The following is a 13392-nucleotide window of genomic DNA, read 5'->3' as shown; positions in this document are numbered from 1 at the left end:
ACTATATACCCCCTATTTTTCAGAACACTTAAGCCTTCAAATACGATAAGATAGCGCTATAATTGCACATTAGCCCACTTATTTAAACTAGTAATTTATCTACAGAGATTTCCATGGCATTTAACCAAACTCAGTTTTTTGAAGGTTTAGAAAAATTAACCACCAAAGTCATTGATAAGAATAAAAAAGACGACTTTATATATGATTTTCTAATGCTGCTAGATGTTTCAAAATCTACGATAACCTCACTTAAAAAGAATGACGGTCGTTTTAACGTCGCAGCCAATCCTGAGGCTGGCGAGGTTGCCAATAAGCATCGTATCTACTTTAAGCCTGTAGAGGAAGGTCAAGACCTTGCTAAAGCACTAAGTGAGGTAATGAACAGCCCAATCATCAATCAGCACAAAATCCGTATGGTGATGGTAACGGACTTCAACACCGTACTGATTAACGATACTAAATATGATGAGACGCTTGACTGCGACTTTACCGATCTTTATAAGAACTACCACTTCCTATTGCCACTTGCCGGCCTAGAGCGTGCGCGCGAGTATTCAGAGCACCCTGCTGATGTACAAGCGTCAGAGAAAATGGGTCGCTTGTTTGACCACATCCGCAAGCTCAATGAGTTTAATACTGCTGATGACTTACATGCGCTCAATATATTTTTAACACGATTACTATTTTGCTTTTATGCCGAAGATACTGGTATTTTTAAAGCAGATCAGTTCTATGATGTGATTGATAGAACCACCAATATAGATGGCAGTGACGTCGATAGCGTCTTGTATGAGCTGTTTGAGGTTTTAGACTTACCTGAGTCTAGTGCAGAACGTCATGCCAAGCCCACTCATCTAAGTGCATTCCCCTATGTGAACGGCAGCTTATTTGAATATCAGTTCGCCATCCCGGAGTTTGATGCGCGTACCCGCCGTATCTTGCTTGAGTGCGCACGTTTGAGCTGGGCCGAGATTAACCCCGATATTTTCGGCTCGATGTTTCAAGCGGTGATTGACCCTGAGCAGCGTGGCAGCTTAGGACAGCATTACACCAGCGTTAGTAATATTATGAAGGTCATACAGCCATTATTCTTAGATGAGCTACATGAAGAGCTAGATACAGTCATAGCATTGAGTCATGACAATCGCCATAAGAATAATAAAGCCGAACGCCTAGATGCCCTGCTTACCCGTATCAGCCAAATCAAAGTATTTGACCCGGCTTGCGGTTCAGGCAACTTTCTGATCATTGCGTATAAAGAGCTACGTAAGCTAGAAATCGATATATTAAAGGCACAACGCGATTTACTAGGCTCTAATGACAATCTATTAGGTCTAGGCTTTCAAAGCGCGATCAGCTTAGATAACCTGTACGGTATTGAGTATGACGACTTTGCCAGTCAAATAGCGCGTTTGTCACTATGGCTCGCTGAGCATCAAATGAATGTGCTGTGCGAGCAGGAGTTCGGTGTATCCCAGCCAATGCTGCCGCTGAAAGACAGTGGGCATATCATTCATGGCAATAGCTTACGTATTGATTGGAATGAGGTCTGTCCAAATAACGGCAGTGATGAGATTTATATTATTGGTAATCCGCCGTTTGGTGGTACTGGGAGTCGTAATGATGAACAGTCAAAAGATATGGAAAAGGTGTTTGAAGAGCTTAAAAACTTTAAATCGCTTGACTATGTGACTTCATGGTTTTGGAAAGGCTCACAATATATTGCTAACTCTAATGCTGAGCTTGCCTTGGTATCAACCAACTCAATTGCGCAAGGTGAGCAAGTGGCAATGTTATTTCCATATATATTTGATTTGGGCATTCATATTAGCTTTGCTTATCAAACATTTCCATGGCGTAATAACGCCAAACATAATGCGGCTGTACACGTAGTGATTATTGGCTTATCCGCAAAACCTAATAGCAAAAAATTAATCTTTAAATTAATTGATAAAACTTGGCATAGTGAAGTTGTTTCTAATATTAGCCCTTATTTAATTAAAGGGTCAAATATCGCTGTTCAAAGCCAACGAGCTCCCATCCATGATGGTTCAAAAATGGTTTATGGTAATAAGCCAGTTGATGGAGGAAATTTAATATTAAGTTCTGAAGAAAAAGATGAATTAATCAGTAAAGAACCAGCATCTGAAAAATGGATAAAAAAGCTACTTGGCTCTGCTGAGTTTTTAAATGCTAAAGAACGTTATTGCCTTTGGTTAGTTAATATATCAGACGAAGAACTAGATAATTTACCACTGGTGAAAAACAGAGTGAATAAAACCGAGGAAATGCGCCTAGCAAGCAAGGATGGAGGGGCAAATAAACTGGCTGAAAGACCTCACGAGTTTAGAGATACAAGAAATCCTAAAAACTATATTCTTGTTCCTAGAGTATCCTCAGAACGCCGACGTTATATTCCTGTTGGCTTTCTTAATAAATCCACAATATCCTCTGATGGAAATCAGATAATTCCTGATGGCAATATTTTTGATTTCGGTATGCTCACTTCGTTAGCACATAACGACTGGATGCGCCTAGTTGCTGGCCGCCTAAAAAGCGACTATAGATACTCTGGAACCATCGTCTACAATACCTTCCCTTTCCCTGATGCGACTGACGAACAGAAACAGCACATTGAAAGTCTTGCCGAAGAAATCCTACTTGCTCGAGCCAGCAATGCTGGCATGACTTTAGCTGAGTTGTACGATCCAGATAAGATGCCAGAAGATTTAAAGCAAGCGCATAGCAATCTCGATGAAGCAGTGGACAAGCTGTATCGCCCGCAAGGCTTTGCCAATACCGAAGAGCGCTTGGCACATTTGCTGGCACGTTATGAGCAGCTAATCGAAGCTGAAAAGCAGAGTAAGGGTAAAAAGAAAACCCAAAAGAAAGTTAAGTAGCTTTTAGCTTATAAACCATAGCAGTAAAACCCAAAATTAAGCTTTTTGCATATAGTAAGTAGAGTAAACCATGTCTCAAACGGTCAATATTTTAAACCAAAATTACGCTCGTACTGGTCAAAGTAAAAAGAACAACGAGCTTGGCATGCGTGAGATGCAGGCACGTGCGTTCGAGAAGCGTAATAGCCAGTATTTGCTGATAAAGTCGCCACCCGCCTCTGGTAAGTCACGTGCCATGATGTTTTTGGCACTCGACAAGCTAATCAATCAAGGTATCAAAAAGGTCATTATTGCCGTCCCAGAGATGAGTATCGGTAAATCCTTTAAATCAACGCCGCTGAGCGACTTTGGTTTCTTTGCCGATTGGGAGGTGGCAGACCGCTATAACTTATGCTTAAGTCTTGCTCAAAGTGATACGCGCAAGACTGCGATATTCTCAGAGTTTATCAACGGGAATAGCGATCACGACTCCCTACCCCAAGTATTAGTCTGTACCCATCATAGCTTTCGATATGGCTTTGATAAGGTTATCGAAGATGGCGGCAGTATTGAGCTATTTAACGATGTACTTATCGGTATTGATGAATTCCATCACGTCTCTGCAGATGACTCAAATCGCTTGGGTGCCATACTCGATGGCATTATGACGCAATCAAGCGCACACATTGTGGCGATGACTGGTTCTTATTTCCGTGGCGACTCCGTACCTATCTTGTCAGATAGCGATGAAGAAAAGTTCGATAAAGTCACTTATACCTACTATGAACAGCTAAACGGTTATGAACACTTAAAGTCACTGGGACTTGGCTATCACTTTTATAAAAAATCCTTCTTTGATGCCTTAGATGAATGCTTGGACACCAGTAAAAAGACCATTATTCATATCCCGAACGTCAATAGCTTAACTGCTGAGACAGACAAGTATGAAACTGTTGGCCGCATTATCGACATCATAGGTGAGGTTGAGTCTCGCGATGAAGAGACTGGGGTCATCACCGTACGCACACATGATAATAAGCAATTACTACTCGCAGACTTAGTCACTGATGATGCCATAAGGGTCAATACACAGGCTTACTTAGCGGATATTACCTCTCGTGATCAGATGGATATCATCATCGCTCTTGGTATGGCAAAAGAAGGCTTTGACTGGGAATATTGTGAGCATGTATTAACGATTGGCTATCGCGGTTCCTTAACTGAGGTGGTGCAGATCATTGGGCGCTCAACACGCGATAGCGCGGGCAAACACCATGCCCAATTTACCAACCTGATCGCTGAACCGGAAGCGGATAAGTCAACCGTGACAAGCTCTGTTAATGACTTATTAAAAGCCATTACTCTATCGCTACTCATGGAGCAAGTGCTCAAACCTAACATCAACTTTAAACGCCGCAGTGAGATAGATCTATTAGGGACGCAGGACTTGCCGGCAGGTACGGTTATCATTGATGACAGCGTAAACCCTCCTTCTGATCGAGTCATGGATATACTAAACCAAGACCGCGATGAGATATTGGCCCAGCTCACTCAGAACACTGAGACAGTCAAAAAGTATATTGCCGCCGAAACCAATAATGTCGAGACTGAAGCGGTATCAGACTCCGTCATCCCTAGTATTATTCGTAGTAAGTATCCAGCGCTAGACACTGATGAGGTACGGCAAGTACAAGAAGGCGTCATGCAGTATATGGCCATCAACCGCCAAGGCGGCTTGGTTGAAGGTAAGGATATTCCTGAAGATGCCATCATCGAAAATGAACGCTGTTTCATTAAGCAAGGCACTGAGTATGTAGATATCGCTACTCTAAATGCTGAACGAAAAAGTCAGCTCAATGAAAACGACATTATTAAAGAGCGCCACCTGCCAGCTGACGCAAAAATATATAACCCTAAAACCAAATCAAGCAGTAGCAATGACTCAAATCCTAGCAACGGCTTTGTGAAGGTTGGCAGTAAGTTTGTCAATGTAAACAACCTTCCCATTGATCTTGTTAAATCGGTTAACCCCTTTCATGATGCTTATGAAGTTCTCTCTAGAACCGTCGATAAAGAAGTCTTACAGACCATCAATGACGTCGTGCATGCCAGCCGTTCTACCGTAACCGAGGCCGAAGCGGTACTAATGTGGCCAAAGATAGTTGCGTTTATCAAGAATAAAGGACGTGAGCCTAATAGAAACTCAGAGGATGCTATCGAACGACGCATGACTGAAGTTATCTCCTATGTCAGAAACCAAAAAGCCAAGCGAGAAGCCAATAGTCATGATTAAACTTGATGAGATCTATCAAAGTCGTGAGTACAAGACACTAGAAGATATCTTTTCTAATGACAGTACTGGCCTACTAGATGATATAAAGCCTGTCACCAAAAGCTCGGCGAATAACAGCGTTTTAGCGCAGCAGTTTGACACTATCAACCTTTTTATCGATCAACAGGGACGCGTGCCTAGTAGCAGTGCCAACGATATCAGTGAAAAGATAAATGCTCGCCTCCTAGCTACCATACAAACCAACCACGCAAAATCGCAAGAACTGCTAGCTTTAGATAAGCATGATTTACTAGCTACTCAAAGTACGGCGTCTACCCTATCTGACGACAAACCGACACTCTCAGACAAAAGCGTGAGCAATAAGGAGGATGGGTCTGAAAACGCAATCAGCGATAGCACTAAAGAAGCTGAACCGGTAACCGAGGCTGTTAGCGAGCCAGCTGTTATTAATAGTCTAGATGATATTTTCAACAGTGATGACCTAGGGATTTTTGACAACATTCATTCTGAAATCTTAGTCAGTGATAGTCAGCTCAATTCTCGCAATACTTATGACCAGTACGATGATGAAGAAATAGCAACTCGCTTTGAATGTAAGGACTTTTATAAGTTTGAGGCAACCTTTGAGCGTATATCTCAAGCCATTCAAACGGGGTCTTTTACTAAAACCAACTTTTCATCAGTGAAAGATATCAATATTGGCAGCGTCTTCGTTTTAAATGGGATTTTGTGTTATGTGGCGGATATATACCAAGCAGAGAACCGAAAGAATGAGCGTAACCAGCAGCGACTTCGTCTGGTGTTTGCTAACGGTACTGAGTCGAACATGCTCATTCGCTCTTTAGCTACTGCTCAATATAAATATGAAAACAGCTATCAGTTGCTAATTACTGATCCTGACTGGATGGATGATGAATTGGCCAAAAACTTCGGAGATGATCGACAGCTTACTGGTGTCATTTATGTTGCTAAGCTGACTGATACGCCAAACAACTTAGCGCACTATAAACACCTGCATAAAGTTGGTTTCTCAACACTTACAGGAGAGGCGCGTACTAAGCACTCGATTAGAGATACTGCCTTCTTGCAACAGCCCGTAGATATCATTGCTGAGTGGCAGGTATATGATGCTAATGCTCGTAGTGTGGAAGGTGTACTGCATGCCTTCTTCTATGATCAAAGAGTCAAAGTATCCTTAAAAGCAGCAAACGATAATCTCTACAAGGCAACAGAGTGGTTCAACGTTCCCCTTGATGAGATTGAGAAAGCCATTAACCTGGTCATCGCCGGGGACATTAAAAACTATCGAATGGATGGTGCGGCTGGCAAGGTGGTTTTGAAGTAATGAGCGTTTTTAGAATTAACTTACATCCATAACTCAAAATTGTTAGATGTGATTTCCTATAACATTGCGGGTCTGCAAATCGCATTTATAGATGTACTGATTACTTACCAAAATGTGAAAATGCTATATCACTAGTTCATCTGAGCCTTTCCATACAAGGATTTCACTACAAATGGCTAATAATAAGATTTCTCAGGTGGCTTTGTTAAGCTCGGGGTTTGTGGAATACTTCGGTCTAAGCTACAGTAATTCTTTAACATCTTTATTATCTCTATATTCTTCTGCAACATTTTTAATCAAACTTTCCATATTCACTTTACCTCCCCCACCTAACTTTAATGTTCGAATCGCTTCAACCCATTGTCCTCTGCCTGATTGGCCTAGATTAACTAAAGATAAATCACCACCTGCTGCTATCCAGATTTGGTTGTCTCTCAATCCCGCTGGATAAAGCTTACACATAATTTCAACTAGCTTTTGCTCTCGAGTTAGTTCGGTTGTTATATCTGAAAAATCCAGTTGTTCCAGTAGACCAAACAAAAAGGCAGCTACGTTTGCAGAAGCGTAGAACTGAGATCCCTTACCGTCCATATCACTTTTGCCATCTACTAGGTCGGAGATGCTGCGAAGCAGTAAGGTTTTGATAAGCGGGCGCATGCGACAGACTTCCAGAAAGCCGAGGCCTTCCATTTCTATACCAAGGGCATGACTAGCGTTTTGTTTAAGAAACTTATGAAGATCTGAATTAATGGAGGCATCTATCTTTTCACCTGAAGCAATCGTTCCGGTGAAAGTTCGAATGACGGGAGCAAAATTCGAGTTCAGTAGATTTTCAACTTGTTGATTCCAAGCAGTACTTTTTGCGTACTGACTGGCCAACCGCTCCAGAGCATATGAAGAAGCACCAAACTGTGGACGTGGTTTAAAATTGTTATCACCTGTCTTTCCTCGCTCAAAACCGTAAACGTCCCGACCAATAATAATATCTCCAACTTCTACATCTTTCAGACCACCTGCCACACCTGCGAAAAAGACATATTCCGGTTCGAAATGAGCTATGGCACGTTCAGTTTCTATAGCTGCATTAACGTTGGTTTGATCAGTACGTGCAACGATCACATCAAGGTTTCGATCGTTACAGCGGTAGGTGCCTTTGGTGTAGTCGGTGCCAATTGTAGGATGTAGTATAGGCTCGATGTCTTTTAAATGCTGTTCGACTGCCGATCTCTCTACTTCAAGAGCAGTGAGAATTAAAATAGGTTTGTTCATAAAGTCTCTTGTAGTTTTCCGAGTATTTCGTTATCAGTATAAATAGCGCTCATCTTACTTAGAAGTTTCTTTACTTTTGGTTTTCCATTGTTACGTAAGATTTGTACAGCAAAACTCCACTTTTCCCGGCCCGTACCTGTTGTTTGAAGTTGTGACAAGTCACCCCCCGAACTAACCCACAATCCATTTTCATCTGGCCCGCTTGGGAATAGCACAAGTGTGGTTCTTAAAAACTCATCCCACCATTCCTCTGAACTGATTGCATCTACTTTTAATCCACTGGAAGAAAGTGCAAAGCGTTGCCAAAGCCCAAGTAAGTGGCTGCTTCGTAATAAAGTCGGTAACAGATCGTTTCTATGAATGCGATTATCATACAGCTCTTCAACTACCGCTATCCAACGGTTTTTAGAAATAAGCCGACCAAATTCTTCAGCTTCTGCTGGTAAAAAGTGATTATTCCGTATCAACTGCTGTGCGTGGTGTTCTCCCAAACCCGGTAACATATCGAACAGGTTTAGTTTCTTGGCAAGAGGAATGGTTTTACTACTCATGACAAAATTTTGCAATTTTTGCGATTGTAACTCCTTCTTTAACTCAGATTCGAGATCTTTATAGTTAAATTTGCTGGTAGCACACTCAATGATTAGCTCGACAAGCGTTGTACTAACGAACTCTGAACGTGCTTTTTCAGGCAGTACAGGCCAGATAGATGCCCGCTGTGGATAGTCCTTTAGACTATTAAACTTTCCAATACTTATTGCATTTAATAGAGTTTTGTTAAACGAATTTCCGGCCAGCATATGATCAAGAATTTCGAATAAGATGTACTGTGGATTGGAAATACCTAGCCAAACTTCACTGCCTTGCTCAATAGCGGCTTGCCAACAATTCTGCCAACCTTCACTGGTAATATCGATACCTTTCATTAAATTGCTGTTTTCGGTAATTAACTTTCCAGCGATGTGGTGCAAGCGAGCATCGGTGTGACCGGCAGCTTCGGATACAAATGAGCTACTCTTGATACATTCGGAAAGAGCTTGGAACGCTCGAGTATGATTTTCATCAGTATCGATACGCAACTGAACCTCGATAGCGTTTTTTGCAGAATAAAGCTGTGCAGCCACTTTTGCGTGTAACACAAGCCAGTCCTTTTGTTCAGCCATATTCAAGACCGCTTCCGCAACAGCTGTTTCTAACTGTGGAAGTTTTTTGATCAGTTCGCTTTCAGCATCATTTGGCAACCAGTAAGTGTGTTGGGCAATCAACGTAGGTTCTTTTCCAATCCATTGCCAAAAAATTTGGGCATCGCTAGATTGTCTTTTTTTTAGACGGTTGCGTGTATAGCCCAAAACCGTGCTGGCCCACCAGTTTGTCGAATCAGCTTCCAGTGCACTTACCAACACCGCTCCATACTCCTTTGCTTTCTTGCCTTTAAGAAGGTGGTGGTTGAGCAAATCGTTCAGTGCATCCGTAATAGGACGTATTGCATTTGGAAAGCCTGCCCAATTCTGGTATTGGAGAGCTATGATCAAATTTATAGGTGCATTGGGAATTGCTTGAATAATAGCATTCATTAGCTTATTTTTTCCTTTGACCCCAACCTTTTCACTGAGACTAACTTTCGAAATAAAATTAGCCAAGACCAATAAACGGTTAAGTTCAGGGTCACTATCAAGCTTATGGTAGACTTCACCATAATAGGCAAGTCTATTGAGCGCTTCTATGGAATCAATTTTTGGACTGAAATCATCGAATAACATTTCAAAGGAAGCTGTATTTTCAGCATCTTCTACCAGCCAGCTTGCGGCTAAGGATTGTAGGCTTTGTGATTCATGTTTATCTATTACACGAAAAGAATTCCTTTCCCATAAAGTTTCGGCATCTTCTGGAATGTATAGTAGATTGAGGCAGTCGTTTTTCACATAAGAAGGGCCAAATGCCGCTCCAATTTTTAGGTTTTGCTTTTCTCTGGTTGGTAACTTATCCCAAATTCGGTCTATCCATTCCCAGTAACCTTCCTCACCTAGCCAAACAAATGGCTGATTTTCCAACAAAGCATTGGTGGCGGCGGTTTCCCTTCCGTCCACGGTTTTCATAATCGTATTAGCTTCTTGCGAGACGTATTCAAATGAGTGCATTTTCACTTCTTTTTGAATACTATTTAGGTGGTATTTAAAAAGGTTACTGAGATTACTTACTTGATGCAGGTCTGTTTTTGGTATGAATAGAGCATGCGAAAAAACTCGTCCAGAACGCAGCCCAGGGCTTCTATCGGGAAACGTCTTAATCAGCAGAAAGTGATCTTCAACAAATAAACCACGTACCACAAAGCTGGATAAAACTCCGTCTTCAGGTCGATCGGCCAGATCAGTGTAGCCGCTTGCCCGACTGAATAGTTTATTTTTTTCATCGGATGCAGCCAACAAACCATGCCCGGAGGTTTTCCCTAGCACTTCTCCGTATATAGCTTGGTGGATAATACTCATAAGGTCAGAGCTTTTTCGATGAGGCGGGTCAGATCTTTTTCCCTCGGGTTGTCGTCCAACACCAGATAACCGAAATTTTCAGGCATATCGTCCAAGTATTTGTCGCGGTCCTCTTCCGTTTTCAGCGGAAATTCCTGTGCGGATACACCCATGATATTGAAGGCTCTTGGCAACCAGTTAGCCACAATGAACTGCGTGAACAGCGGCATCTTCTGCTGCAAGATTTCTTCTGGTGTCAAATCAGTCCCCAGCTCGTCCCAGCAGGTCAATGCAATAACCAACCGGGGTGTATCAATAGGATCTTTCATTCCTGTGCGACGTGCATGCAGTAGTATCTGCACTAGCTCGATGAATTGGGATTGATTGGAAGTACCGAGTACTGATAAATCCGATTCTTTCTGATTTTTTTCGGCATACCCCTTCTTACTTAAGTCGAAGCGTTGTTCAATTTCTGAGGGGCGAATAAAGAGAATCCAACGGTCGTTTGTTTTCGCTCGCTCAATCCATGTTTTGTCATACTCCATTAATGCTACGAGGTCACGTACCTGTTCCCCACCATAATCTTTGCAATGTAACACGAACTCCTGCCTTTCGTATATGACAGGTATTTTGACCTCCAAGTTATCTGTTGATGGAGTTGGCTCTGTTTCTTTCCCATCAGCAAGTTTATTATAAGCACTTTTTATACCATCTATATTCTCAGGTGCTGAAGCCAATTGTAGCTTTCCTTTCTTCTCCAATAATCGACCGTATAGTTGTGCTAGGAAGGTAGTTTTTCCTGTTCCAGGCGGCCCAATAATCAATATTTCGTTATTTACTGCCATAGCTGCCTCGATATAAAAAGAAAAAATCATTTGTTTGAATAGATGCAGGTGCGATACGCAGTGGTTGCGGGTTGGTCAGTAGGTTAAGCACCGTCTCTGCAACGCTTATATTATTAACATGGCATAACTGGTCGGAGTCAGATTTCGAATAATTACTAATTTCCAGTGAGGTAGCCTCAGGAAAGGTTTCGGACAGGCTTTGTTCAATGGCATCTACAATATTTTCACGCATATTCTTGGCTAGGTCAGCTTTCGACCATATGATCACCACTGGCCTACCTCGAACCCTGCTTTTGACCTGTTCCGCTAATTGAATGATGTCACGTTTCGCCTTACCCCGCTGCTCAACAATTGCCTCGCAATCAACAAAAAACAGGAAGGCATGAGCGTTACCATAAATCCAACGGGCATTTTCAGCAGCAGGGTCGTTCACATTATCTGCCCATTTTGAAAATACTTCGCCTGATGAGTCAGCAAACAAGATATCGTGTAAAAAACCATCGTGGCGTAGTGCCAGGTGGTAGAGGCTGTAGAAATCTTTATTGGAAGGCGTGGCATCTGGATTTCGAACCGTGCCATCTTCCTGAACTTGCAATGTTTTAGCCTGTAATTCCCACCCGTTCAGCGTATAGCTACCGGCAAAGTCCCAGTTTTCAATGAGCTTACCGTTGAATAGCAGCGAATACAGCATGGCCAGGTAGGTAGTTTTACCTGCCCCAGACGATCCTACCAAACCAATAATCTTGGGTTTTCCCCTATGTGCTAGAAGGTCGAGTTGTTCAGGATGCAACCATTCTCCCGTCCATGGAATGGATGTAGCAGCAACCGTACTTTTTATAGTTTTAGCTGATATTTCCGTGACTTCTTCTTTTAGGAAAAACTCACATAGTTCGTGCAGAGGGCCCGCGAGTTCAATACATATATCGTCAGGTGCATAGCAACCTTTTTTAGTACATCTCCGCTTTGCCATGTCTCGCCTTATTTATCTGTTGCCAATTTTTGCGCTTGTAACCCATGAAACAACCACACTGCTAGATCGGACGCCGTCAGTTTGGCATCTTCGTCAATACCAGTTTCTGTAAAAAAATGAGAAGTTTCATTGGAATATAAAACATTGGCCCATGCGTTAAGCAAGGGCTTGCGTTGTTCCTCTTGTGCTGTATATATTTTCAATGCTGATTGGATTTCCTCGTGCAGGTTAAGGCTATCTTCTAACCAGTCTATAAGTGGGCGTTCTTCGGCTACCTGCTCTCTGTGAACATCTTTCAGCGTTTCTCGCAGTAAATAATCTAAGCTTTCTGGGTAAATAGGCTCCACTTGTTCGGCAAGATCGTACGCCATGCAAACGGTTGCGTTTAACAGATCAAGGCTACGGTAACTAGCATTCAAAGAACGGGAATAAAGCGATTGTTTCCACCACAGAAGCTCACTACGCTTGTTGTTGGCGGTGATGTTGTTGACGATAGAATTATCCAACTCTTCGAAAAACGGTTTGAGTTGGACAAAAAGGGATTGGGCTTGTTGGGATAAAGCTGAATTAACAACTTGAATAATTCCTGTAGCTGAGTGTTCAGCCATAAACTTAGGCCATTCCCAGGAATTTTGACCATGATGGTGAGGGTTCTTTCCTCCTCCAGCTTGCTGACTCCATGCTGAATGGACCATCGCATCGAGTAACTGTTCCTTTAGAGACTTCTCATCTATTTCAGTCGCTTTAACTGCTGGAATAGAAATCTCAACTTCATTAAATTCTCTGACCTGAAGCTTATGACCGACTCCCCATCTCGCTTGCCCGCTCTCCTCCGCTCGGTCGGCCAACTCCTGAAAAAGCCCACGAATCGAACTCTCCTCCGCACCAAGCTGGTAATGCTCGATCACATCACGGACGGTTAGCCAAACTAACGTAGCCGTAGCTGAATCCTTTCTCGATAGCTGGGATAGCGCTTCTAGAATCACTGCCCGTACGTAGGTGGTGGATGTATCATTAGTAGCTGTCACACCATTCTTAAAAGTAGGCCACTTTTTAATAATAATCTTTTCCACTTGTTGCACTACCGGATCGTTGCCTTTTACCTTTGGGTCGAGCGCAACTAGGGTATACGGAATGATATCCGATTTTACTTTTTTCCTTGTTAGGTTTTTTTCAAGTTCTTTTACCGCCTTCTTCAGGTTTTCAATGTTTTCCGTAACATCAGTTTTGATATGCTGTTCGTTAAGATAGGTTTGAAGTATTGACTCAGTCATTCAAATTGTCCTTTTTTCTTGTTCAATAAATAGAACATCAAAGATTACTATA

Annotated in this window: 8 protein-coding genes; 3 read left to right on the top strand and 5 right to left on the bottom strand. The window is 42.3% G+C overall.

The annotated features are described in order from the left end of the window. The first annotated feature begins 113 nt into the window (after positions 1–113). The 3 genes from FW759_RS07685 to FW759_RS07675 all read left to right on the top strand — a co-directional run bounded on the left by FW759_RS07685 (position 114) and on the right by FW759_RS07675 (position 6517). On the top strand, positions 114–2900 hold the full coding sequence (locus FW759_RS07685; protein WP_446442634.1) for a class I SAM-dependent DNA methyltransferase: 2787 nt from the start codon (positions 114–116) through the stop codon (positions 2898–2900). A gap of 70 nt (positions 2901–2970) precedes the next feature. After that, the gene (locus FW759_RS07680; protein ID WP_446442633.1) at positions 2971–5172 is read left to right on the top strand and encodes a DEAD/DEAH box helicase; all 2202 of its coding nucleotides are present in this window, start codon (positions 2971–2973) and stop codon (positions 5170–5172) included. Then, entirely contained in the window at positions 5126–6517 is a 1392-nt protein-coding gene (locus tag FW759_RS07675) for a GIY-YIG nuclease family protein (protein WP_446442632.1), read from the top strand. The genes FW759_RS07680 and FW759_RS07675 overlap by 47 nt, the downstream gene beginning before the upstream one ends. Before the next feature lie 240 nt (positions 6518–6757). Here the strand turns inward: FW759_RS07675 and FW759_RS07670 are convergent, their stop codons facing one another. From FW759_RS07670 to FW759_RS07650, 5 genes are read right to left on the bottom strand one after another with little or no spacing between them, the layout of a single operon-like run. After that, the gene (locus FW759_RS07670; protein WP_289048631.1) at positions 6758–7786 is read right to left on the bottom strand and encodes a phosphorylase family protein; all 1029 of its coding nucleotides are present in this window, start codon (positions 7784–7786) and stop codon (positions 6758–6760) included. Continuing rightward, positions 7783–10272 (bottom strand): GAP1-N1 domain-containing protein, encoded by a 2490-nt coding sequence (locus tag FW759_RS07665; protein WP_446442631.1) that lies wholly within the window; start codon positions 10270–10272, stop codon positions 7783–7785. The genes FW759_RS07670 and FW759_RS07665 overlap by 4 nt, the downstream gene beginning before the upstream one ends. After that, a complete protein-coding gene (locus FW759_RS07660; protein WP_413501511.1) occupies positions 10269–11096 on the bottom strand; it encodes a TRAFAC clade GTPase domain-containing protein in 828 nt (275 codons plus the stop codon). The genes FW759_RS07665 and FW759_RS07660 overlap by 4 nt, the downstream gene beginning before the upstream one ends. Beyond that, positions 11083–12066 carry a TRAFAC clade GTPase domain-containing protein gene (locus FW759_RS07655; RefSeq protein WP_289048634.1) on the bottom strand — a complete coding sequence of 328 codons (984 nt, stop codon included), beginning with the start codon at positions 12064–12066 and terminating at the stop codon, positions 11083–11085. Before FW759_RS07655 ends, FW759_RS07660 begins: the two co-directional genes overlap by 14 nt. An 8-nt stretch (positions 12067–12074) precedes the next feature. Next, a complete protein-coding gene (locus tag FW759_RS07650; protein WP_289048635.1) occupies positions 12075–13340 on the bottom strand; it encodes a GTPase-associated system all-helical protein GASH in 1266 nt (421 codons plus the stop codon). Between the last annotated feature and the right edge of the window lie 52 nt (positions 13341–13392).

It is taken from the genome of Psychrobacter sp. 1176_08 (genome assembly GCF_052850615.1).
The sequence above is the reverse complement of the archived record's forward strand: the minus strand, read 5'-3'. Positions and strand labels throughout refer to the sequence as shown.